General features: G+C 62.0%; 21 protein-coding genes and 2 tRNA genes. 15 read left to right on the forward strand and 8 right to left on the reverse strand.

Annotated features, from left to right (window positions below; translation table 11 throughout):
• Positions 1–107 precede the first annotated feature (107 nt).
• Positions 108–184 (forward strand) — tRNA-Ile (locus ROG8370_RS02420).
• A 209-nt stretch (positions 185–393) separates the two neighbouring features.
• On the opposite strand, the gene ROG8370_RS02425 is transcribed toward ROG8370_RS02420, so the two are convergent.
• The 5 genes from ROG8370_RS02425 to pdxH form a co-directional block, all read right to left on the reverse strand.
• Positions 394–4,077, reverse strand: a complete 3,684-nt coding sequence (locus ROG8370_RS02425) for a vitamin B12-dependent ribonucleotide reductase (RefSeq protein WP_085825619.1) — start codon at positions 4,075–4,077, stop codon at positions 394–396.
• A 611-nt stretch (positions 4,078–4,688) separates the two neighbouring features.
• Positions 4,689–4,765, reverse strand: a tRNA-Pro gene (locus ROG8370_RS02430).
• Between the two features lie 63 nt (positions 4,766–4,828).
• The gene (locus tag ROG8370_RS02435) at positions 4,829–5,317 is read right to left on the reverse strand and encodes a DUF192 domain-containing protein (protein WP_085825497.1); all 489 of its coding nucleotides are present in this window, start codon (positions 5,315–5,317) and stop codon (positions 4,829–4,831) included.
• A complete protein-coding gene (locus tag ROG8370_RS02440; RefSeq protein ID WP_085825498.1) occupies positions 5,284–5,820 on the reverse strand; it encodes a cold-shock protein in 537 nt (178 codons plus the stop codon). The genes ROG8370_RS02435 and ROG8370_RS02440 overlap by 34 nt, the downstream gene beginning before the upstream one ends.
• A gap of 122 nt (positions 5,821–5,942) precedes the next feature.
• Entirely contained in the window at positions 5,943–6,545 is a 603-nt protein-coding gene (pdxH, locus tag ROG8370_RS02445) for a pyridoxamine 5'-phosphate oxidase (RefSeq protein ID WP_085825620.1), read from the reverse strand.
• A gap of 168 nt (positions 6,546–6,713) precedes the next feature.
• Between pdxH and fabI the strand changes: the two genes are divergently transcribed.
• From fabI to ROG8370_RS02485, 8 genes are all read left to right on the forward strand, one after another.
• On the forward strand, positions 6,714–7,520 hold the full coding sequence (gene fabI / locus ROG8370_RS02450; RefSeq protein WP_085825499.1) for an enoyl-ACP reductase FabI: 807 nt from the start codon (positions 6,714–6,716) through the stop codon (positions 7,518–7,520).
• Positions 7,521–7,538: 18 nt separating this feature from the next.
• The gene (locus ROG8370_RS02455; RefSeq protein WP_085825500.1) at positions 7,539–8,141 is read left to right on the forward strand and encodes a LysE family translocator; all 603 of its coding nucleotides are present in this window, start codon (positions 7,539–7,541) and stop codon (positions 8,139–8,141) included.
• A 5-nt stretch (positions 8,142–8,146) separates the two neighbouring features.
• A complete protein-coding gene (gpt, locus tag ROG8370_RS02460) occupies positions 8,147–8,644 on the forward strand; it encodes a xanthine phosphoribosyltransferase (RefSeq protein WP_073198445.1) in 498 nt (165 codons plus the stop codon).
• 43 nt (positions 8,645–8,687) lie between these two features.
• On the forward strand, positions 8,688–9,890 hold the full coding sequence (locus tag ROG8370_RS02465) for an aminotransferase (RefSeq protein WP_085825501.1): 1,203 nt from the start codon (positions 8,688–8,690) through the stop codon (positions 9,888–9,890).
• Positions 9,891–9,935: 45 nt separating this feature from the next.
• A complete protein-coding gene (locus ROG8370_RS02470; protein ID WP_085825502.1) occupies positions 9,936–11,774 on the forward strand; it encodes a peptidyl-prolyl cis-trans isomerase in 1,839 nt (612 codons plus the stop codon).
• Positions 11,775–11,786: 12 nt separating this feature from the next.
• The gene (trpE, locus tag ROG8370_RS02475) at positions 11,787–13,298 is read left to right on the forward strand and encodes an anthranilate synthase component I (RefSeq protein WP_085825503.1); all 1,512 of its coding nucleotides are present in this window, start codon (positions 11,787–11,789) and stop codon (positions 13,296–13,298) included.
• 97 nt (positions 13,299–13,395) lie between these two features.
• A complete protein-coding gene (locus ROG8370_RS02480; RefSeq protein ID WP_245827153.1) occupies positions 13,396–14,022 on the forward strand; it encodes a rhodanese-like domain-containing protein in 627 nt (208 codons plus the stop codon).
• Positions 14,023–14,064: 42 nt separating this feature from the next.
• Positions 14,065–14,610, forward strand: a complete 546-nt coding sequence (locus tag ROG8370_RS02485; protein WP_085825504.1) for a pseudouridine synthase — start codon at positions 14,065–14,067, stop codon at positions 14,608–14,610.
• Positions 14,611–14,616: 6 nt separating this feature from the next.
• Here ROG8370_RS02485 and ROG8370_RS02490 read toward each other — a convergent pair whose 3' ends face one another.
• Both ROG8370_RS02490 and ROG8370_RS02495 read right to left on the reverse strand, forming a co-directional pair.
• The gene (locus tag ROG8370_RS02490) at positions 14,617–15,012 is read right to left on the reverse strand and encodes a hypothetical protein (protein ID WP_245827155.1); all 396 of its coding nucleotides are present in this window, start codon (positions 15,010–15,012) and stop codon (positions 14,617–14,619) included.
• 199 nt (positions 15,013–15,211) lie between these two features.
• On the reverse strand, positions 15,212–16,735 hold the full coding sequence (locus ROG8370_RS02495; RefSeq protein ID WP_245827166.1) for a divergent polysaccharide deacetylase family protein: 1,524 nt from the start codon (positions 16,733–16,735) through the stop codon (positions 15,212–15,214).
• A 164-nt stretch (positions 16,736–16,899) separates the two neighbouring features.
• Here ROG8370_RS02495 and ROG8370_RS02500 point away from each other — a divergent pair, with 164 nt between their 5' ends.
• The 6 genes from ROG8370_RS02500 to lexA all read left to right on the forward strand — a co-directional run bounded on the left by ROG8370_RS02500 (position 16,900) and on the right by lexA (position 21,752).
• Positions 16,900–17,481, forward strand: a complete 582-nt coding sequence (locus ROG8370_RS02500) for an anthranilate synthase component II (protein ID WP_085825506.1) — start codon at positions 16,900–16,902, stop codon at positions 17,479–17,481.
• Entirely contained in the window at positions 17,478–18,500 is a 1,023-nt protein-coding gene (trpD, locus tag ROG8370_RS02505; RefSeq protein WP_085825507.1) for an anthranilate phosphoribosyltransferase, read from the forward strand. The genes ROG8370_RS02500 and trpD overlap by 4 nt, the downstream gene beginning before the upstream one ends.
• Positions 18,497–19,312, forward strand: coding sequence for an indole-3-glycerol phosphate synthase TrpC (gene trpC / locus ROG8370_RS02510; RefSeq protein ID WP_085825508.1), 816 nt, complete (start codon positions 18,497–18,499; stop codon positions 19,310–19,312). The genes trpD and trpC overlap by 4 nt, the downstream gene beginning before the upstream one ends.
• Complete coding sequence (gene moaC / locus ROG8370_RS02515; protein WP_245827156.1) at positions 19,312–19,803, forward strand: cyclic pyranopterin monophosphate synthase MoaC; 492 nt, start codon at positions 19,312–19,314, stop codon at positions 19,801–19,803. The genes trpC and moaC overlap by 1 nt, the downstream gene beginning before the upstream one ends.
• Entirely contained in the window at positions 19,800–20,972 is a 1,173-nt protein-coding gene (locus tag ROG8370_RS02520; RefSeq protein ID WP_085825509.1) for a molybdopterin molybdotransferase MoeA, read from the forward strand. Before moaC ends, ROG8370_RS02520 begins: the two co-directional genes overlap by 4 nt.
• 78 nt (positions 20,973–21,050) lie before the next feature.
• Positions 21,051–21,752: a transcriptional repressor LexA gene (gene lexA, locus ROG8370_RS02525; RefSeq protein ID WP_073194338.1), complete on the forward strand. Its 702-nt coding sequence runs from the start codon at positions 21,051–21,053 to the stop codon at positions 21,750–21,752.
• Here the strand turns inward: lexA and ROG8370_RS02530 are convergent.
• Positions 21,746–23,779: a ComEC/Rec2 family competence protein gene (locus ROG8370_RS02530; protein WP_085825510.1), complete on the reverse strand. Its 2,034-nt coding sequence runs from the start codon at positions 23,777–23,779 to the stop codon at positions 21,746–21,748. The genes lexA and ROG8370_RS02530 overlap by 7 nt on opposite strands.
• Positions 23,780–23,830 lie beyond the last annotated feature (51 nt).

Genomic DNA, 23,830 nt, shown 5'->3' on the forward strand with positions numbered 1-23,830 from the left:
GACTGTGCTCCGTCTTTCGCTTTGCCCCGGTTAGACCATCGGCCACGGCTTCGCAATGTGAAAGCCTTGACGCCCCGCGCGCCAGCTTTTACCACGGCACTCAGGTCGGGCCTGTAGCTCAATTGGTTAGAGCAGAGCGCTCATAACGCTTTGGTTGGGGGTTCGAGTCCCTCCGGGCCTACCATTTACCTTAACTTTGCGCCGCAAATCGCTGTTTTCAAATATTCTTTGAGACAAGCCGCCTTGTGCACCCAAGAAAAAGGGGGGCACGAGGCCCCCCAGTGTCACGGATCGGGTGGATTTATTTACCGCCCGATTGTTTTTCGCCTGTATCCCGATCCGCGTTCAGGGCGAGCGCACCCGCCCCAGAACTTGTTGCTTTTGCCCGAAGGCTTAGCTGCAGCCGCTTGTCGAGCCGCAGGTGTTGCACTTCATGCAGGTGCCGTTGCGCACCAGCGTGTAGTTGCCGCATTCGCCACAGGCCTCGCCCTCATAGCCCTGAAGACGGGCCTTGGTGCGCGCATCCATGCCCACGGTGCCCGAGGCCATCGCCGTGGTGGTGGTCGCCACCGTCGCGGTCATCGTTCCCGTCGACGTGGCGGGCACGAGGGTTTCCAGTGCGCTGACCGGATCCATCCCACCATTCGCGGCGCGGGCCATGTATTGACCACCGTTCAGAACGATAAGTTCCTGCGGCAGGCGCTTGCGCAGATAGCCGGTCGAGCTGATCTGCTTGAGCACTTCAAGCGAGCGGGTGGCGGCGTCGCTGCTCATTTCCGAAACGTTCGAGACGCCCTCTTCTTCGCCACGCCCAAGATCGTCAAAGCTTGCGCCTTCGGGTTTGACATGCGCCAGATCGGTGCGATCGAGATAGCTTACCGCCAGTTCGCGGAAGATATAGTCGAGGATCGAGGTGGCGTTCTTGATGCTGTCGTTGCCCTGCACCATGCCGGCCGGTTCGAACTTGGTAAAGGTGAAGGCATCGACGAATTCCTCAAGCGGCACGCCGTACTGAAGACCAACCGACACGGCGATGGCGAAGTTGTTCATCATCGCGCGAAAGCCCGCACCCTCTTTGTGCATGTCGATGAAGATTTCACCAAGGTTGCCGTCTTCATATTCGCCGGTGCGCAGATAGACCTTGTGACCGCCGACAATCGCCTTTTGCGTATAGCCCTTGCGACGCGCAGGCAGCTTTTCGCGGTGCGATTTCTGGATTTCCTTGACGATGATCTTTTCGACAATCTTTTCGGCGAGAACGCTGGCTTTTTCCTGCGCTGATCCGCTTTCAAGGATTTCAGCGGCCTCCTCGTCATCCTCGACAAGGCTTGCGGCCAGAGGCTGGCTCAGTTTTGAGCCATCGCGATAGAGCGCGTTGGCCTTGACACCAAGCGACCAGCTCAGCTCATAGGCTTTCTGACAATCCTCGATGGTGGCGTCATTGGCCATGTTGATGGTCTTGGAAATCGCGCCAGAGATAAACGACTGGGCGGCGGCCATCATGGTGATATGGCTGTTAACCGACAGATAACGCTTGCCTTTCTTACCGCAGGCATTGGCGCAATCGAACACGTGGTAATGCGCCGGGTCAAGATGCGGTGCGCCCTCAAGCGTCATCGAGCCACAGACGTGATCATTGGCGGCATCGATATCCTTTTTCGAATAGCCAAGGTGCGCCAGAAGATCAAAAGTCGGGCTGTTGAGCTGTTCGACCGGGATGCCCAGAACATTGGTGCAGAACTCAAGCCCAAGCGTCCATTGGTTGAACACAAAGCGGATATCAAAGGCCGAGCCAAGAGCCGCATCAACCTTGGCCAGCTCGTTCACGCCAAAGCCGTGCCCCACAAGCGAGGTGTGATTGATCCCCGGCGCGTTGCCGATGGTGCCGTGACCGACGGCATAGCTAACGATCTCTTCGATATGCGCCGAGCCATAGCCAAGCTTTTCAAGCGCGGCGGGCACCGATTGGTTGATGATCTTGAAATAACCGCCACCGGCGAGCTTTTTGAACTTCACCAGAGCAAAGTCGGGCTCGATCCCGGTGGTGTCGCAATCCATCACAAGGCCGATGGTGCCGGTCGGCGCGATGACCGAGGTCTGCGCATTGCGATAGCCGTGCTTTTCACCAAGCTTGAGCGCCTCATCCCAGCTTGCCATCGCCAGATCGACAAGGCGGTTGTCGGGGCAATTGCCCAGGTCGAGCGGCACGGGTTTCACGGCAAGGCCTTCATAGCCCTCGGTCGCGCCATAGGCGGCGTTGCGGTGGTTGCGGATCACGCGCAGCATGTGCGCCTCATTGCGCTTGTAGCCCGGAAACGCACCCAGTTCGCCGGCCATTTCGGCGCTTGTGGCATAGGCCACGCCGGTCATGACGGCGGTCAGGGCACCGCAGAGCGCGCGGCCCTCGTCGCTGTCGTAACCAAGGCCCATGTTCATCAGCAGGCCACCGATATTGGCATAGCCAAGACCAAGCGTGCGGAAGTCATAAGAGCGCTGCGCGATTTCCTTGGAGGGGAATTGCGCCATGGTCACCGAGATTTCCAGCGTCACGGTCCAGAGACGCGAGGCGTGGACATAGGCGTCGGCGTCAAACTTGGCATCCTTGAAGAACTTCAAGAGGTTCATCGAGGCCAGGTTACAGGCGGTATCGTCCAGGAACATATATTCCGAACAGGGGTTCGAGCCGCGAATCTCGCCGTCTTCCGGGCAGGTGTGCCAGGCGTTGACCGTGTCGTGATACTGAATGCCCGGATCGGCGCAGGCCCATGCGGCGTGGCCCACATCTTCCCAAAGATCGCGCGCCTTGATGGTCTTGGCGACGCTGCCGTCGGTGCGGTTAAGAAGCGCCCAGTCGGCATCGTCCTTGACCGCCTTGAGGAAGGCATCGGTCACCCGGATCGAGTTGTTCGAGTTCTGGCCCGACACGCTTGCATAGGCCTCGCTGTCCCAATCGGTGTCATAGGTCGGGAATTCGATGCTCTCATAGCCCTGCTTGGCATAATCCAGCACGCGCTTGACGTAAGTCTCGGGGATCGCAACCTTTTTGGCGCCACGGATCGCGGTCTTGAGCTGGTCGTTCTTCTTGGGATCGACCGAATCTTCACTGCTGCCATCCCAGGCGCGGATCGCGGCGAAGATTTCGTTGAGCTTTTCTTCGTGCATCTTGGAGCCGGCAACGATGCTGGCGACCTTTTGCTCTTCCTTGACCTTCCAGTTGATGAATTCCTGGATATCGGGGTGGTCGGCATCGCAGATCACCATTTTCGCCGCGCGACGCGTGGTGCCGCCCGATTTGATCGCGCCGGCCGCGCGGTCACCGATTTTCAAAAAGCCCATCAGGCCAGAGGATTTGCCACCACCCGACAGCTTCTCACCCGCAGCACGCAGGCTTGAAAAGTTGGTACCGGTGCCAGAGCCGTATTTGAACAGACGCGCTTCGCGCACCCAGAGATCCATGATGCCGCCATCGCCGACAAGATCGTCGGCCACGGATTGGATGAAACAGGCGTGCGGCTGCGGGTGCTCATAGGCACTTTTGGACTTGGTCAGCTTGCCGGTTTCGAAATCGACATAAAAGTGGCCCTGGCCGGGGCCGTCGATGCCATAGGCCCAATGCAGGCCGGTGTTGAACCACTGCGGGCTGTTCGGGGCGGCCATCTGATTGGCCAGCATGAACCGCATCTCGTCGTAATAGGCGCTCGCGTCGGCCTCGGTGGTGAAATAGCCACCCTTCCAGCCCCAATAGGCCCAGGCCCCGGCAAGACGGTCGAACACCTGCTTGGCGCTGGTCTCGCCGCCGGTTTCAACGCCGTCCTCTGCGGGCACCGAGCGCCACAGGAATTCGGGAACACCCTTTTCCTTAACCTTCTTGAGACGCGCGGGCACGCCCGCCTTGCGGAAATATTTCTGAGCGATGACGTCGCTGGCCACCTGGCTCCAGCCGTCGGGCACTTCGACATTGTCGAGGCGGAACACCGTGGTGCCATCGGGATTGCGGATCTCTGAGCTGGTGGTCACAAAGTTCAACGCCGCATATGCGTCGGTCCCGGAGGTGGTGAATTTTCTTTCGATCTTCATATCGACTGCCCCATGTTCAGCATTTTCAAGTTCGGCCAAAGCCAGTTTTTTCCGCCCGGTCGACGCCAAAGACACAAAGGTTTCCCTGTCGCCTGCGCCCTGCGCGCCGCGATGAAAGTGCCCGGTGTCTGTCGCCGGTTATGTGTTGGATGTTACTCCCCGCCCGGATCAACCACTATATCTTGTGGCCTTGTAACCCGTTGCCACAAACTGACGTATCGACCCATAGTTGGTCAACGGATAATTTTGCCATTTTTACACAAAAAACATTTGACTGTGCGCCAGACCACATCGCCCGATCACGCTCGTGTGATTCATACATGACTTGTCCACAGGCCACACCGACCGGTGACGCGCAAATAAGCCTTTTTCTTCGGCTGACTTAGCGGGCAAAGTTGAAAAACGACTGGACGGCTGCGCGAGAGTCGCCGAGGCCCCGCGACCGGGCCGTCGCTGCACTGCCGCAAAAATGGGCAGGCCCCGAGCGCGCCCGACATCGGCCCGCTGGAAAGTGACCTGCGCGCAACAGATCAGGCGTTTGCCAATCGCGAAAAAGCAAAAACCGCCCACCACGACGGTGGACGGTCCAAGCCGTCATAGGTGGGATTTTGTGGTCGGGGCGGAGAGATTCGAACTCACGACCCCCTGTTCCCAAAACAGGTGCGCTACCAGGCTGCGCTACGCCCCGACTTGAGGGGGTATCTAAAGGCGATTCCAGCGATTGAAAAGCCCTAACTCGCCGCCCCGGAATTTATCCGTCGCAGGGCCAGGCCGCCGTATCCTGATCAAAGCTCGGGTGGCGCATCTGCCAGCCTTCGCTAATGCCGATCTTGCGGGCAAGACCACCGTTGATTTCAAGAACCGCACGAATGCCGTTCCCACCCATGATCGGGGTTTCATCAAGCGGCTTGGCGTTGTCATGCACCTTTTTTACGGTGCCGGTTTCGTCCAGAAAGATCATGTCGAGGGGAATCAAAGTGTTCTTCATCCAGAACCCGACCCGCTGTGGCTGTGGGTAGACAAACAGCATCCCCGCACTTTTCGACAGCGTTTCGCGGTTCATAAGGCCCTGCGCCCGCTCGGCCTTGTCGTCGGCAACCTCGACACGAAACCGCGCCATGCCGGCATCGCTGCGGAAAAGAACCGCATCTTCACGACACTCCTCAGCAGAGGCCATCGCCCCCGCAAAGGCCAAAACACACGCCGTTACGAGTCCGACGACCTTATTGCCATTTCCCATCCACACACCTCAGTTGCCATTCGGCCCCTTTTACCCTCAATCACGCGGATCGCCAATGCCTCACCGGGCTGTAAATCGGCCAAACCGGAACGATGGAGCACTTCTATGTGAACAAACACGTCCTCATCACGCCCGAAGGTGTTGGCAAAGCCAAATCCCTTGCCCTTGTCGAACCATTTGACACGCGCCGCCTCTAGCGGTGCGGCGCGGATGATTTCCGGATCGATGTCATCGAGATCCGCAAGCGCGCCCATTTCCGAGGCTTCTGGCGGCTCGATTGAATGAACCGTAACCGCCTGACGGCCACGATCTGTGCTTTGCACGTCAAGTTCAACGATGGCACGATCGGCCACCGAGCTTTGGCCAAAGTTCCTCAGAACATTGGCATGTAGCAAAATATCAGGGCCACCCTCATCGGAAACCACAAACCCAAACCCTTTTACCGGGTCAAACCACTTAACACGCCCTTTTAGTCTGCGAATATCTTCATTTTCTGTGGTCACGTTGTCCTACCTAACAGTCTTCATCCCCAAGACTGCGTTAACACTTGCGTTATAACAGGCGCCTCTTGCAAGCCTAAAATAACCTTACTTTTCAGCGTATTGCATTTCACGTGACGTGAAATTTACGGATTCAATCGTTCAACTTTCCAGGTTCCACCCGGGGTTGCAGTACGCCAAACAAAACGATCATGAAGGCGAAATGCCCCGTCTGCCCAGAATTCAATCTCAACCGGCGCGATTCTGAAACCTCCCCAAAAGGGTGGGCGCGACGGGTTCGGGCCCTTTTGGGCGGTGATCTTGGCGACCTTGGCCATCAGGGTTGCACGCGAGTCGAGCGGCTTTGATTGATCCGAGGCCCAGGCCCCGAGGCGACTCTTGAGGGATCGCGATGCGTAATAGGCGTCGGCCTTGTCGCCCTCTTCGCGCACCACCGGCCCGCGAATGCGAATCTGGCGGCGCAGCGATTTCCAATGCAGGACCATCGCGGCCTGGCCGTTCTCGGCCAGTTCCCTGCCCTTGGCGCTTGTGTAGTTGGTGTAAAAGATGAACCCGTCATCGGAGATTTCCTTGAGCAAGACCATGCGCACATTCGGCAGACCGCTTGCGTCGACCGTCGCCAGGGCAACGGCATTGGGATCATTCAGTTCAGAGGATTCGGCCTCAGCCAGCCAGGTCCGGGCGATCTCGAAGGGGTTGTCGCCTGCGAAAATTCCGTCTCGTTGCATGGTGTTCATCTTCTCTATCTATAGAATACATTCGCCGTCGGCCCGGCACATCGTGCTGAAAATACCCATAGTTGCGGGTCTCTGCCCAAGTGGGGGGTCGCGGGCCTTGATGCAATCCCGGCTATCGCCTAAAGGACAGAGAACGCAGAATTGGGCCGGGGGCTGGGAATGTCAAATAATCTGATGGCGGGGAAACGCGGGCTTATCATGGGTCTTGCCAATGACAAGTCGATTGCCTGGGGCATCGCCAAAGCCTGCGCCGACGCGGGCGCTGAACTTGCCTTTTCATATCAAGGGGATGCGCTCAAGAAGCGGGTTGCCCCGCTGGCGGCGCAACTTGGCTCGGATGTTGTCCTGCCCTGTGATGTAAGCGACATGGCATCGGTCGACGCGCTGTTTTCCGAGTTGGAAAAACGCTGGGGCACGCTTGATTTCGTGGTGCATGCCATCGGATTTTCCGACAAGAACGAATTGCGCGGGCGCTATGTCGACACCAGCCGCGACAATTTCATGATGACGATGGATATTTCCGTCTATTCCTTTACCGCCGTGATGCAGCGCGCCGAAAAGATGATGAACGCCGGCGGCAGCGCCCTGACGCTGACCTATTATGGCGCCGAGCAGGTGATGCCGCATTACAACGTCATGGGTGTGGCCAAGGCCGCGCTTGAGGCGAGCGTGAAATACCTGGCCGAGGATCTTGGCAAGGACGGCATCCGCGTCAACGCCATCAGTGCCGGTCCGATCAAGACGCTGGCCGCCAGCGGCATCGGCGATTTCCGCTATATCCTGAAATGGAACGAGCTCAACTCGCCGCTGCGCCGCAATGTGACGATTGATGATGTGGGCCGCTCGGCGCTTTATCTGCTGTCCGATCTCGGCAGCGGCGTGACCGGCGAGAACCTGCATGTGGATGCGGGCTATCATATCGTCGGCATGAAGGCGGTCGACGCGCCCGATATCGACGCAACCTGATCGCAGCGGGGCCTTGCGATGTCCGCTCTCGACCTTCTGACCTTCAACGCGGTTTTAGTGGCGGCCCTGCTGAGCCCCGGCCCGGCGCTTTTGTTTGCCCTGCGCACCGCGCTTGCGGATGGGCGCGCCTCGGGGATCGCGGCAGGTCTTGGGCTTGGGGCGATCGCCGCCGTCTGGACATTGGCGGCTCTCTTGGGGCTTGAGGGGCTGTTCGCGGCCTTTCCCTGGGCCTATGGCCTGCTCAAGATCGGTGGCGCACTTTATCTGATCTATATCGCCTATGGCACATGGCGTGACGCGAAAGCCCCGCTTGATGCGGCGGCGCGCCCGCGCGGGCGCGCGTTTCTCGACGGGGCGCTGATCAACCTTGGCAACCCCAAGTCGGTTATTTTCGCGGCCTCGGTGCTGGTCGTGATCTTCCCCAAGGGGCTGAGCGCGACCGAGATCGCCCTGATCGTTGCCAACCACGCTTTGGTCGAATGGCTGTTTTACGGGCTATTCGCCACCTTGCTAAGCGGGCAAGCGGCGCGCCGGGCGTACCTTGGCGCCAAGCCCGGCCTTGACCGGGCGGCGGCGCTTGTGATGGGCGCATTGGGATTGAAACTTTTACTGGACAGGTGACTGAGATGAGCGATTGGCTTCCGCACGAAAAAGGCTTTCACGTCAGCTGGGATCAGCTGCACCGCGATGCGCGCGCGCTTGCGTGGCGCTTGCAGAATGACGCCCCCGAAGGCGGCTGGCGTGCGGTTGTGGCGATCACCCGCGGCGGCATGGCACCGGCGATGATCGTCGCGCGCGAGCTTGATATTCGCATTGTCGATACGATCAGCGTGAAATCCTATGACCACCAGACCCAAAGCGAACCGCGCGTGATCAAATCGCCGGACATGGAAATTGTCGGCGACGGGTCGGGGGTGCTGGTCATTGACGATTTGGTCGATACCGGACGTACCCTCGAAGTGGTGCGCGCACAGATGCCAAAGGCGCATGTGGCCACTGTTTACGCCAAGCCGATGGGCCGCGCGCAGGTGCAGACCTTTGTCACCGAAGTCAGCCAGGACACCTGGATTTTCTTTCCCTGGGATATGGCCTTACAGTACGTCGAACCTTACCGTGGCAAGTAACCGCGCGGATCTTCGCGCCCCCGCAACCACCCGGAGATAGCCGATGCCCCTGCCCCGGACCGCCCGCACCTTCAGCCCTCCGGTCATGGAGGCGCGCCGCTGGCTTGACGGGGTCACCTTCCCTGCGGATCGCCCGCTGATCAACGTCAGCCAGGCCGCCCCGGTCGAGGCCCCGCCAGAGGCCCTGCGCCGGGTGGTGGCAGAGGCCGCGCTCAATCGTCCCGAGGCGCATCTTTATGGCCCCGTTCTTGGCCTGCCCGAGTTGCGCGAAGAGGTCGCGACGCAGTGGAGCGCGGCCTATGGCGGCACGCTTGCGGCCGAGAATGTCGCCATCACTTCGGGCTGCAATCAGGCGTTTTGCGCCGCGATTACAACGCTTTGCGCCGAAGGCGACGAGGTGATCGTACCGACGCCCTGGTATTTCAATCACAAGATGTGGCTCGATATGGCCGGTGTGCGTTCGGTCGCCCTGCCCGCCGGGGCGGAATTGCTGCCTGACCCGGATCAGGCCGCCCGCCTGATCACGCCGCGCACCCGCGCCATCGTGCTGGTGACGCCCAACAACCCCGGCGGGGTCGAGTATCCCGCAGACCTCGTGCGCGCGTTTTTCGACCTTGCGCGCTCCTGCGGCATCGCGTTGATCGTGGACGAAACCTATCGCGATTTTGACGAACGTCCCGGTGCGCCGCATGACCTGTTTCACGATCCCGACTGGCATGACACGCTTATTCAGCTTTATTCCTTTTCCAAGGCCTACCGGCTGACCGGGCACCGGGTTGGCGCCATGGTCGCAAGCCCCGCGCGCCTTGCCGAGGCGGAAAAGTTTCTCGATACCGTCACCATCTGCCCCAATCAGCTTGGCCAGATCGCGGCCCTTTGGGGCATGCAGAACCTTGGCCAATGGCTTGCGGGCGAGCGCACCGAGATATTGGACCGGCGCGCCGCGATCCACGACAACATGCCCAAGCTGCTGGCGCAGGGCTGGCGGCTTTTGGGCTGTGGCGCCTATTTCGCCTATATGGCGCATCCTTTTGAGGAAACCTCGGATCAGCTTGCGCCGAAACTTGTCCGCGAGGCGGGGGTTCTGCTCTTGCCGGGCACGATGTTTCAGCCCGAGGATCACGCGTCGGGGCAACGCGAGATGCGCGTCGCCTTTGCCAATCTTGACCGCGCCGGGATCACCACGCTGTTTGAACGGCTGGAGGCGCTGCGCTGGCCTCTTGCCCCGGCGACGGGCAACGCGTAGACAGTCGCGCAAGCGCGGTTTCAGACAGGACGTACAGGGGGTCAAATGGCGGGCAACGGCATCACGAAAACACTGGTCTGGATCTTGATGGGCCTTTTGGTCATCGGGCTTGGCGGCTTTGGCGCAACCAACCTTTCGGGCAATGTGCGCAGCATCGGCGCTGTGGGTGAGGCCGATATCGACGTCACCACCTATGCCCGCGCCCTGCAAAACGAAATTCGCGCGCTTGAGGCCGAACGTGGCGAGCCCATAAGCTTTGCCCGCGCACAGGCGCTTGGGGTGGATCAGGCGGTCCTGTCACGGCTGGTCTCGGCGGCGGCACTGGAAGATGAAACCAACCGGGTTGGCATTTCCATCGGCGACGTGAACCTGCGCAACCAGATCATTGAAATCCCCGCCTTTCAGGGCATCGACGGCTCGTTTGACCGCGAGGCCTATGCCTTTGCGCTGCAACAGGCCGGCATGAACGAAGGCCGCTTTGAAAGCAATATCCGCTCTGAAACCGCACGCACCCTGCTCCAGGCGGCGGTGGTGTCGGGCGTTCAGGTGCCCACCTCTTACATGGATGCCATGCTGACCTATTTGTCAGAGCGTCGCAGCATTGCCTTTGCAACGCTTGATCGCACCGATCTGGCGACCGGCCTTCCGGTGCCCTCTGAACAGGATCTCAAGACCTATCATCAGGGCCACCTGCCCGATTTCACCACGCCGGAAACCAAGAAGATCACCTATGCCTGGATGACCCCGACGATGATCCTCGACACCGTCGAGGTGGATGAAGTGGCGCTGCGCGAGGCTTACGCCGACCGCGAGGCCGAGTATAACCGGCCAGAGCGTCGCCTTGTCGAGCGTCTGGTTTTCCAGGATGCCGAGGCCGCGCAAAGAGCCATGGAACGGATCAACGACGGTATCCTGCTCGAAATGCTGATCTCGGAACGCGGGCTTGAACTGGCGGACGTCGATATGGGCGATGTCTCGGCGGCCGATCTTGGGCCGGCGGCCGATGTTGTATTTGGCGCCGATGCGGGCACCGTTGTTGGCCCGGCGGAAACCGATCTTGGCCCGGCGATTTTCCGGGTGAATGCGGTGCTTGCCGCCGAAACCACCAGCTTTGAAGAGGCTATGCCCGAGTTGCGCACAGCACTTGCCGCCGACCGCGCGCGCCGGGTGGTTGATGCCCAGATCGACACGGTTGACGACCTTCTGGCCGGCGGCGCCACGCTTGAAGAAATCGCCGCCGAGACCGATCTTGAGCTTGGCCAGATCGACTGGCATCCCGGCATGAACGAAGACATCGCCGCCTATGACGCCTTTCGCACTGCTGCCGCAGAGGTGAGCGAAGGCGATTATCCCGCCGTTGCCAAGCTTGAGGATGACGGCATTTTCGCGCTCCGCCTCGATGGCATCGACGAGCCGCGCATTCAGCCGCTGGAAGACGTGCGCGACGCCGTAGTCCAAGGCTGGCGGGCAGAGGCCACGATCGAGGCCCTGCGCACGCAAATCGAGGGCCAGGTCGAGCAATTGCAGGCCGGAAAATCCTTTGACGACCTCGGGCTTACGGCGACAGTGGTCGATGATCTGACCCGCCGCAGCTATCAGGCCGACGCCCCTGCAGAGTTTATCGAAACCGTGTTTGGCATGGAAAAAGGCGAGGTCCGCGTGATCGAAGGCAACGGGCGTCTGTTCGTTCTCAAACTCGACGACGTCCTGCCGCCCGCCGAGGAGGATGAAGACCTTCAGCGGCTGCGTGATGCGCTGCGCGATCAGGTCGCCGCCGACCTGAGCCAGGACCTGTTTCAGGTGCTGGCCGATGACATCCGCAATCGCGCCGGGGTGACCCTTGATCAGGCCGCCATGAACGCCGTGCATTCCAATTTCAACTAAGGATTGCCTGCCTTGGATCTGACCCCTTCGTTCACAGAGTTTGCCCGCGCCTACGAGGCCGGCGAAAATCAGGTCGTGCATGCCCGCCTTGCGGCTGATCTCGACACGCCGGTGTCGCTGATGCTCAAGCTGACGGGGGCGGCGCGCGATGCCTTCATGCTTGAATCGGTCACCGGCGGTGAGGTGCGCGGGCGCTATTCGATCATCGGGATGAAGCCCGACCTGATCTGGCAATGTCACGGCACCAGCAGCCGGATCAACCGGCAGGCGCGCTTTGATACCGATAGCTTCGAGGATCAGGAGGGCGATCCGCTCGACAATCTGCGCGCGCTGATCGCCGAGAGCCAGATTGATCTGCCCGACGATCTTCCGGCCTCAAGCGCCGGGCTGTTTGGCTATCTTGGCTATGACATGATCCGCCTTGTCGAACACCTGCCGAATGTGAACCCCGATCCGCTTGGCCTTCCTGATGCGGTGATGCTGCGGCCCTCGGTCGTTGCCGTGCTTGACGGCGTCAAGGGCGAGGTGACGGTCGTCGCCCCTGCCTGGGTCAGTTCCGGGCAATCGGCCAAGGCCGCCTATGCGCAGGCCGCCGAACGGGTGATGGACGCGATGCGCGATCTTGACCGCGCTCTGCCCCAGGCCAGCCGCAACCTTGGAGAGGCCCGTGAAGACGCGGCCCCAGTGTCGAATTTCACCCGCGAGGGTTATAAAGCCGCCGTCGAAAAGGCCAAGGATTACATTCGCGCCGGTGATATCTTTCAGGTGGTCCCAAGCCAACGCTGGACCCAGGATTTCCGCCAGCCGCCGTTTTCGCTCTATCGCAGTTTGCGCCGCACAAACCCCTCGCCCTTCATGTTCTATTTCAATTTCGGCGGCTTTCAGGTGGTCGGTGCCAGCCCCGAAATCCTTGTGCGGGTGTTTGGCAACGAGGTCACCGTGCGCCCGATCGCGGGCACCCGTCCGCGCGGCGCCACCCCGGCCGAGGATCGCGCGCTTGAGGCCGATCTTCTGGCCGACAAGAAAGAGCTGGCCGAGCATCTGATGCTACTTGATCTGGGCCGCAACGACGCGGGCCGCGTCAGCAAGATCGGCACCGTGCGCCCGACCGAACAATTCATCATCGAGCGTTATAGCCACGTGATGCACATCGTCTCGAACGTGGTGGGCGAGCTGGCCGAGGATCAGGATGCGCTTTCCGCGCTTTTGGCCGGTCTGCCTGCGGGCACCGTATCGGGCGCGCCCAAGGTCCGCGCCATGGAGATCATCGACGAGCTTGAGCCGGAAAAGCGCGGCGTCTATGGCGGCGGTGTCGGCTACTTTAGTTCGGGCGGCGATATGGATGTCTGTATCGCGCTGCGCACGGCCGTGGTGAAGGATGAAAAGCTCTATATTCAGGCCGGCGGCGGTGTGGTTTACGACAGCGATCCCGAGGCCGAATATATGGAAACCGTGCATAAATCCAACGCGATCCGGCGCGCGGCGGCGGATGCGGCGCGCTTCATCGGCGATGGCAACGCCTGACGGCGATTTGATCAAGGTCAATGCGGGGAGCGCTTGACAGGCGTAGGTCTGGCTGATCACATTCACTTATCAGAATGTAATCGGAGAGGACCTAGACATGTTTCCTATCACCCGACTGTCACGCTTTGCCGCGCCTGCGCTTGTTGCGCTGACGCTGGCGTTTGGCCCGCAAACCGGCGCCGCCGAAACCGGGTTTGAACTTCAGGCGCCTGTTGTTGCGGCCGAGCTGAGCAAAAGCAAACAGACCGCCCCCGGCCTTTATATCACCGCCGCCGATGCGGGGCGTGTGCTCGCCGATCACCCGAATGTGGCGCTGATCGACGTGCGCACCCCGTCCGAGACCATGTTGATCGGCCATCCCACCCTTGCGGCGGCCAATATCCCGTCGAAATTCGTTGATCCCGCCTTGGGGTTTGACGCGAAAAAGGGCGTCTACAAGATGATCGACAACCCTGATTTCGTGGCCGAGGCGCAGGCCTGGCTTGCCAGTGACGCCGCCAAGGGCATCGACACGCTTCTGGTCATGTGCCGCTCTGGTTCGCGCAGCGCGGCGGCGATCGACAAGCTGGTCAAGGCCGGGGTCGATGTGACGCTTTATAACGTCGTCGATGGCTTTGAGGGCGACAAGAACGACGCAGGCGTGCGCGCGGTCAATGGCTGGCGCAATGCGGGCCTGCCTTGGGCCTACAAGGTGCGCGACGGCTTCTGGCCCGGTCACAAGTAACCAAGGCTTGCAGGCGCGCGCGCGCTCGGGCATCAGGGGTCTATGGCCCGGCTGATCCTGTTCAACAAACCCTTCGGCGTCCTGTCGCAGTTCACCGACCGCGGCAGTGCCGAGAGCGCGCGCGCGACGCTGTCGGATTTCATTGACGTGCCCAAGGTCTATCCCGCCGGTCGGCTGGATCGTGACAGCGAGGGATTGCTCTTTCTGACTGATGATGGCGCACTTCAAGCGCGCATCGCAAGCCCCCGTTTCAAAATGGAAAAAACCTATCTGGTTCAGGTCGAGGGCCTACCCGATGAAGCGGCGCTTGCCGCGCTGCGCAATGGCGTCACCCTCAAGGACGGCCCGACCCGACCCGCCAGGGTGGCGCGCATCGAGGTGCCGGACATTTGGGCGCGCACCCCGCCGGTGCGCTATCGCAAATCGGTGCCCGATTGCTGGCTGTCGATCACCATATCAGAGGGGCGCAATCGTCAGGTCCGCCGGATGACCGCCCATATCGGTCACCCCACCCTGCGGCTGGTGCGGTGGCGCATTGGCGACTGGTCGCTTGACGGCATTGCGCCCGCCACGTGGCGCGATGCCTGAGCGGGCTCAGTATTTGCCGATATCGAAATTTGTGATTTCGTCCAGCACCTTACCGGCCTTGTCGATCGCCTTGAGATCGACGGTATAGCGGTTGCCACGTCCGCCCGAACAGGGCGGCAGATACCCCGCGCTTGCATAATCGCCGCTGGAACGCGCCGCCTTGATCACCCGCGCGCCACCGGGCAGTTTCGCTTTCATACCGGGCACAGCGGGCAAGTCGGTCGTCGCGGCCCGTACCGGAAAACCAAACGTGCCGTGTCCGCCATTGCGCGACAGCGGGCCATAGGATTTGTCGTTGAAATAGGCGATGATCCAGACCGCCCCGCTTGGAATGCCAGAGACCCGCATCGGCGGGGTGCTGCCCTTGCCGCCATGCAGGCGGCATTGCTGCCCGGCGAGCACCTTGCGCCCATCCCATCAACCGGAAAGTTGTTCTGTCATATCGGCCATGGCCGTTCCGGCTATCATCAAAAGCCCGCAAGTCAGTGTAATGGTTTTCATATGTCGCTCCTTATACCCTCCAAAAGAATAGGTTAAGTGTGGCCAACACAGGCACCGGGATCAAGCCCCGCGAGGCCGCCTGTCAGGGCGGATGAGCCCCCTATTCGGCCATCAGTATCGCCGAGACAGGCGCAAGCGCAACGCTTGCGGCGCGGTCCTGCAAGCCCCAGAGCAACAGCGCGCTGATCGTGTCGGCGCGCAGACGGCCAAGCATGATCACGCCCTCGTCCTGCTGCCCGGCCTTGAACGCCGCCTGATCCAGAAAGCGTCGGATCACGCTGGCATTCTGACCGTTGGCATCGAAATCGCGAAACACGCTGGCCGAGGGCACACCTTCGCGCGCCATAAGCTTTTGCGCCGTGTTCAACCCCTTGGGATGCATCACAAGCCCATGCCCGCTCTCAAGCAGAATCGGCGCAAGCTGTTCGATGGCGGCGCGATCCGATTGCAGGCCGGTGCCCGTGCCCTCCATCACCGCAACCGCTTGCGGCACGGACTCAAGATAGGTCTGCATGGCGACCTCGGTATCGACGGCACTTGCCCCCTCGGGCAGGTCAGCCAGCGCCAGAACCTCGAAACCGGCCGCGCGGTAGCGCGCCGTCGCCTCCGCCGCGCCGGACCAATTGGCATCGACCGCGAAACTCAGCGGATAGGGAAAGCTTTGCAGCGCCTCAAGGCCAATCGGGCTGGTGCCGTCATCCACAAGCACAATCGCCATAAGCGGCTTGGCCTCGGGATTGTCAAAGGCAACCGCGTTGGCCTTAAGCGCGCCGGGGGCGTCTTGCGGCACCTCGTCCTCTGCGGTGGCGGGTTCTTCGGCCTCTGCGCCCTCTGCGGGCGCGTCAGCCTCTGGCGCATCCACAATCGCGGGCAAACGGTTGGTGGTCACGCCTTCGGCCCGATTGGTGATCGTTCCGGCCGCTGGCAGGGTCTTGGCGGGCTCCTCAGGGGCCTCTTCTGCCGCCTCCGGGGCTGCATCTTCAATCGGCTCGGGTGTGGCCTCGGCCATGGGCGTCAGGTCTTGCGCGGGCTCTTCTGGCGCCGCAGCATCGGCGGTTTCGACCTCTGCCTCTGCCTCTGCCTCTGACCCGGTCTCTGGTGTTTTCTCGGCCTGATCGGGCACAGCGGCTTCTGGCGCGGCATCCTCTGAAACGTCTTCGATCGGGGCGCTCAAACCGGCGCTGTCCTCGCCGGGATCGGGCAGCGCGGGTTGGGCCGGGTCGGTGGAAATCGAGAGGCCTTGTTCGTCAAACGGCGCGGCGGGTACGGTGGCTTGCGGGGTGGGCAAGACCGGGCTGTCGGTGTCAACGCTGACGCCTGCGCCGCTGTCGCCGGTGGCCGGGGCCTGTCCCAGACCCTCGGCGCCACCGGTGACCGGCGGGCTTGCGGGCGTGGTATCAACGCCGATGAGCGAAGAGAGATCATCGGGCACGGGTGCCGCGACCTGCGGTGCACTGCCCGCCTCGGGGCTTGCCTCGGGTTCGGGAAGGTCGGCCTTGGTGTCGTCCCGGTTCAGATCGAATTCCGATCCGGCCGGCACGTCGACGCTTGCCGCTTCGGGCGCCCCTGCCCCCGGCACATCGGTCAAGACCGACGCCGTTCCAAGGACCAAGGTTGACACCATGGTTCCCGCGATCATACCTGCCAAAATTCCGCGTGCCACTGCGATTGCCCCCGTATTTGCCTTTTTCCCGGCCTACCGCCTCTTGACGGTGCCGCGCAAGCCTGAACAAGTATACCGCGACCGAGGCCCCGGCCTCCAGCCCCCTTTGCACGAGGAACGGCACAATGCTGCTATTGATCGATAACTACGACAGTTTCACCTATAATCTGGTCCATTACGTGGGCGAATTGGGGGCCGAGACCGTTGTAAAACGCAACGATGCCCTCAATGTGCAAGAGGCGATGGCGATGCACCCCTCGGGGATTCTGCTCTCGCCCGGCCCCTGTGATCCGGATCAGGCGGGAATATGCCTGCCGCTGACACTGGCCGCCGCCGAGGCGGGGATTCCGTTGTTTGGTGTCTGCCTTGGTCATCAGACCATCGGCCAGGCCTTTGGCGGCAAGGTGGTGCGCCATTCCGAGATCGTGCATGGCAAGATGGGCCATATCCATCATAGTGGCAAAGGCGTCTTTGCGGGCCTGCCCTCGCCGTTCGAGGCGACGCGCTATCACTCGCTGGTGGTGGAGCGGAGCAGCCTGCCCGATTGCCTTGAAGTCACCGCAGAGCTTGAAGATGGCACGATCATGGGGCTGCAACACCGTGACCTGCCGATTCAGGGGGTTCAGTTTCACCCCGAATCGATTGCCTCGCAGCATGGTCATGCGTTGATCAAGAATTTCATCGACATGATGACGGTGCCCGCATGAGCGACCGCCTGAAACCTCTGATCGGAACCGCCGCCGACCGCGCCCTGACCCGCGAAGAGGCGCAGACCGCATTTCAGATCCTGTTCGAGGGCGAAGCCACGCCAAGCCAGATCGGCGGCTTGCTCATGGCGCTGCGCACGCGCGGCGAGGCGGTGGATGAATATGCCGCCGCAGCCGCCGTGATGCGCGCCAAGTGCAATGCCGTCATCGCGCCCGAGGGCGCGATGGATATCGTCGGCACCGGCGGCGATGGCAAGGGCACGCTCAATATCTCGACCGCGACCGCCTTTGTGGTGGCCGGCGCCGGTGTGACCGTGGCCAAGCACGGCAATCGCAACCTCTCGTCAAAATCCGGCGCCGCGGATGCGCTTGGCCAGATGGGCATCGACGTGATGGTCGGCGTGCCGGTGGTCGAGCGCGCGTTGCGCGAGGTTGGCATCGCCTTCATGATGGCACCGATGCACCACCCGGCGATGGCCCATGTCGGCCCGGTGCGCGCCGAGCTTGGCACGCGCACGATCTTCAACATTCTCGGGCCGCTGACCAACCCGGCAGGCGTCAAACGTCAGCTGACCGGCGCGTTTTCACGCGACCTGATCCGTCCGATGGCCGAAACGCTTGGGCAATTGGGAAGCGAGCGTGCCTGGCTGGTGCATGGCAGCGACGGCACCGATGAGTTGACGATCACCGGCATAAGCTGGGTCGCCGCGCTTGAGGCCGATGGCAGCATCCGCGAGGCCGAGCTTCACCCCGAGGATTTTGGCCTTCCGGTGCATCCCTTCGAGGACATCATCGGCGGCACCCCCGCCGAAAACGCCGCCGCCCTGCGCGCGCTTCTGGATGGCGCACCGGGCGCCTATCGCGACGCCGTCCTGCTGAACGCCGCCGCCGCGCTTGTGGTGGCGGACCATGCCCCGGACCTAAAGACCGGCGTGGCGCAGGCCGCGACAAGCATCGACAGCGGTGCCGCAAAGGCCAAGATCACCGCGCTGGCACACCTGACATCGGAGGCCAAATGAGCACCCCAACCATTCTTGAAAAGATCAAAGCCTACAAGCTTGATGAAATCGCCGCCGCCAAGGCCGAGCGTTCGTTTGACGAGGTCAGCGCAATGGCCAATGAGGCCCCCAAAGTGCGTCCCTTTGCCAAGGCGCTTTTGCAGGCCAGCAAACGGGGTTACGGGTTGATTGCGGAAATCAAGAAGGCCAGCCCGTCCAAGGGATTGATTCGCGCCGATTTCGATCCGCCCGCCTTGGCCGAGGCCTATGCCGAGGGCGGTGCCACCTGTCTTTCGGTGCTGACCGACACGCCAAGCTTTCAGGGCGCGCCGGAGTTCTTGAAAGCGGCGCGCGCGGCCTGTGATTTGCCGGTGCTGCGCAAGGATTTCATGTATGACACCTATCAGGTCGCCGAAGCGCGCGCCTGGGGCGCCGATTGCATTTTGATCATCATGGCCAGCGTCAGCGACGCGCAGGCCGCCGAGCTTGAAGAGGCGGCGATGAGCTGGGGCATGGATGCCTTGATCGAGGTGCATGACGCCGCCGAGCTTGAGCGGGCAAGCGCGCTCAAATCTCAGATGATTGGCATAAACAACCGGGATCTCAACACCTTCGAGACCACTCTTGATACGACCCGTAAACTCTCCAAGCTGGTGCCAGCCGACCGTATGATCGTCTGTGAAAGCGGCCTTGCGACGCCCGAGGACCTGGCCGATATGGCGCGCTATGGTGCGCGCGCCTTCCTGATCGGCGAGACCCTGATGCGCGCCGATGACGTGGCCGCGGCAACCCGTACAATCCTTGCCAATCCGCTAACCGCCGGTGGCATGTGATGTCGGATGCCATGACATCGGGGCTGACGCATTTTGACGGCAAGGGCGATGCCCATATGGTGGATGTCTCGGACAAAGCCGTGACATCGCGCGTGGCCGTGGCCGAAGGCTACATCAAGATGGCCAGAGAAACCTTTAATATCATTGCCGAAGGTCGCGCCAAGAAGGGCGATGTTCTGGCCGTGGCCCGGCTTGCCGGTATCATGGGCGCCAAGAAGACGCCCGATCTTATCCCGCTTTGTCATCCCTTGCCGATCACCAAGGTCGCGGTTGACCTGACACTTGATCCTGACCTTCCCGGCGTGCGGATTGAGGGCACGGTGAAAACCACCGGCCAGACCGGTGTCGAGATGGAGGCGCTTAGCGCCGTCAGCATCGCCGCCCTGACCGTCTATGACATGGCCAAGGCGGTGGACAAGGCCATGGAAATCGGCGGCATCCGCGTCATGCTGAAAGATGGTGGAAAATCAGGGCGGTACGAGGCGAAATGATCACGGTTAACGAGGCCCTTGAGGCGCTTTTCGCGCTTGTGACCCCTTTGCCAACCGAAGAGGTGCCGCTTGCCGAGGCCGTGGATCGGGTTCTGGCAAGTGATGTGGCCGCGCGCCGTGATCAGCCGCCCTTTGCGGCCTCGGCGATGGATGGCTATGCCCTGCGCGATGACGAGGTTGCGCTAGGCGCGCGCTTTGAGGTGATTGGCGAGGCGGCGGCGGGGCATGGCTTTGACGGCGTTGTCGGCCCCGGTCAGGCGGTGCGCATCTTTACCGGTGCGCCGGTGCCGGAGGAGGCCAGCCGCGTGATCATCCAGGAGGATGTGACCCGAAGCGGCACTGAGATCACCCTTAACGCCGACCTTGACCCCAAGCCGCATATCCGCCCCAAAGGCTGTGATTTCAAGATTGGCGAGGTGATGGGCGCGCCGCGTGTTCTGCGCCCGGCCGATATCGCGCTTCTGGCTTCGATGAACTGTGCCACAGTGCCGGTGACACGGCGCCCGGTGGTGGCGCTGATTTCCACCGGGGACGAGCTTGTGATGCCCGGCGAAACGCCGGGAGCGGATCAGATCATCGCGTCGAATACCTTTGGCCTCAAGGCGCTGCTTGAGGGCCATGGCGCAAAGGCGCGGATCTTGCCGATTGCGCGTGACACGATCTCTTCGCTTGAAACGGCCTTTGGCCTAGCCGCGGGGGCCGATCTTGTCGTGACCATTGGCGGGGCCTCGGTGGGCGATCACGATCTGGTCGGTCAGGTGGCAGGCCAAATGGGCATGGATCGCGCGTTCTACAAGGTGGCGATGCGCCCCGGTAAACCGCTTATGGCAGGGCGCATGGGCGGCGCGGCGATGGTCGGGTTGCCGGGTAATCCGGTCTCGGCGATGGTCTGTGGACAGGTGTTTCTTGCGCCGATGATCCGCGCGATGCTCGGGCTTGGGGCGCACCGCTCTTCGCGCCTGACAGCGCGCCTCGCGGCCCCTCTGCCGCCAAACGGGCCGCGCGAGCACTACATGCGCGCACGCCGCACCCCAGAGGGCCTTGTCGCCGAAGGTCGACAGGACAGTTCGTTACTTAGCGTTCTGGCCGAAGCCGACGCGCTTTTGGTGCGCCCAGTGAACGATCCCGCGCGCGCGGCGGGTGAGACAGTCGAATACCTCGATTTCTGAACCACAGCCCAAGGCGCTTGACACAAAACGGGAACATGCATAGAACAAAAAGAAACGCGGCAACCTGAGGGGCGTCCTATGCTGACCAAGAAACAGCTCGATCTTTTGCAGTTCATCCACAAACGGGTACAGCGCGACGGCGTGCCCCCGAGCTTTGATGAAATGAAGGAAGCGCTTGATCTCAGGTCGAAATCCGGCATTCACCGCCTGATCACAGCATTGGAAGAGCGTGGATTTATCCGCCGTCTTGCGCACCGGGCCCGGGCGCTTGAAATCGTCAAGCTGCCGGAAAGTCTGGGCGGTGAGGCAACCCATGGGTTCACCCCCCGCGTGATCGACGGTGACCGCCCAAGCGCGCCGCAACCTGCCAATTCCCAACCGGTCGAAGCGGTCCATGCGATCGAGATACCCGTGATGGGCCAGATCGCCGCCGGCGTTCCGATCGAGGCCATTGCCCACGCCAGCCACAGCGTTGCCGTGCCCGGCGCGATGATTTCCGGCGCAGGAGAGCATTACGCGCTTGAGGTCAAAGGCGATTCGATGATCGACGCAGGCATCAATGACGGCGACGTGGTGATCATCCGCGAGACATCCGTGGCCGACAACGGCGATATTGTTGTGGCCTTGATCGAAGATCAGGAAGCGACGCTCAAGCGGTTTTTCCGCAAGGGCAACGCGATCGCGCTTGAGGCGGCAAACCCGGCCTATGAAACCCGTGTTCTGCCCGATGACCGGGTCAAGGTTCAGGGCCGCCTTGTCGGGCTGATCCGAAGCTATTGACGCCGTGGCGCGCCATTCCAGAGCCTTACGCCGGTGATGTCGCGCGCCCCGACGATGCGCAGGCCCTTTTCGCTTTCGTAAAGCGCCAGAGAGCCGGTTGAACGCAGGGTTGCGGGGCTGATGATATCACAGCCAAGGCCCGCTGGTACGGTGCTCTCGGGATCGGCGGTCATCACCAGAAGTTTTGCCCCGCCACAGTCGAGCGGACGCCGCGCCGCCGCTTTGCCCTGGATAAGTTTGACCGCCAGTTGATCCTGAATGTCCCCCGGCCAGCGGGCAAATGCAGCCTCCTGTTCGGCGGCGTCTCCATCGTTCTCAAGCCAGTTCTGCGCCACAAACCCGCCCCCGCGCCCCTTGTTCAAGGCGCGGCCCTGATCGGTCATCACCCCCACCAGAGACCCACTATCTGAGATCAGCATCACCGGGCGTTCGGCCCCGATCCAAGCCCAAGCCGCCAGGCACATCGGGATGACGCCGACAAACCGCAATCGCCCCTGCCACAGCACGATCAAAAGCGCGCCGACCGCCAGCACCGGCAAGACCTCTGGCCCCGGCGCGGGCACAAGCGCACGCGCACCGTCCAGCGACGCCACCCACGCCGAAACCGCCAGGATCCAGCGCAGGCCAAGCCCCATCACCCAAAGCGCAATCCAGTCAAGCCCAAGCGGCAGCAAGCAGGCCGCCAGCACCGCCGCGGGCATCACCAAAAGGCCCATCAACGGAACGCTGGCAAGGTTTGCGATCAATCCGTATTGCGCGAACTGGTTGAAATGTGCGGCCCCGACCGGCGCGGTCGCCGCCCCCGCCACGGCCGAAGAAATCACCACCGTCAGAATGGGCCGCAGCCATCCGGGTCCAAGGGTGATCTGCGCATCGCGCAGCCAGCCGAACACGGCAACAAGCGCGACCGTGGCGGCGAACGACATCTGAAACCCTGGCCCCATCAAGGCCTCGGGGCGCAGGCAGAGCACGATGATCGCCGCCACCGCCACCGCCCGCAAACTCAGCGCGCGCCGATCCAGCATCACCGCGATCAGCATCACCGCGACCATGACAAAGGCCCGTTCGGTGGCGACATTGCCACCGGACAGCCCGAGGTAGGCCGCCGCCGCCGCAAGCGCCATGACTGCGGATATCTTCTTGCCCGGCACGCGCAGGCCCAAGGTTGGCAAGGCGGCGAACCCAAGGCGAAACGCCGCAAAGACAAAGCCCGCCAGCAACCCCATGTGAAGCCCCGATATCGCCAGAAGATGCGCCAGGTTCGACACCCGCATCGCCACCAGCGTGTCTTGATCAAGGCCAGAGCGGTCGCCCGTCATGATAGCGGCGGCAAAGGCCCCCACCTGCCCTGCAAGGCGCGCCTGAACATGGACCGAAAGGGCCATACGCGCGCGAAACAACCATTGCGCGCCCGTCGCTGGAGCGATGGCAAGAACCGGCGCGCGGGTATAGCCAACCGCGCCGATCTGTTTGAACCAGGCGTGGCGCTGAAAGTCGAAACCGCCGGGTTCGACCGGCCCACTTGGCGGTGAAAGATGGGCTGTCATCATCACCCTCTGCCCGGGTTTGACGCTGAAATGCTCCTGATCCCCATGGAGCGAGACGCGCACGCGGCTTGGCACACGATTCGGCGCGGTTCTTGACAGAACGACCTGATCCAGCGTGAGGCGCAGAGCATCCGAGGCCGAGCGGTCAATCGCCACGACCCGCCCCTCGACCGGTCCGTAATAGCGCCAGCCAAGCACCGGCCCGGCCACAAGATGCGCGCGCAGCCCCGCAAGGCAGAAGCCCGCCAGCACGAGCGCGGCGGCAATGGCAAGCGGGCCAGTCCAGGCCGTGCCGCGCCAGCCAAGCACCGCAAGGCAAACCGCAACCCCGGCAAGTCCGAAGAGCAAGGCCATCGACGGCTCTGTGCGCAGGGCGAAATACCCGCCGATGCCACAGGCAAGCGCCACCGGCACCCAGCCAAACAGGGCGCCGCGCTGGATCAACCAGTTTCGCTCGATCACTTGCCAGACGCCGGACACTTGTCACCCCCTTGGCGGGCCGATAGACAGACCCCAACGCTAGCCCCCTCA

Origin of the sequence: Roseovarius gaetbuli (assembly GCF_900172365.1) — a bacterium.
Lineage (GTDB): Bacteria > Pseudomonadota > Alphaproteobacteria > Rhodobacterales > Rhodobacteraceae > Roseovarius > Roseovarius gaetbuli.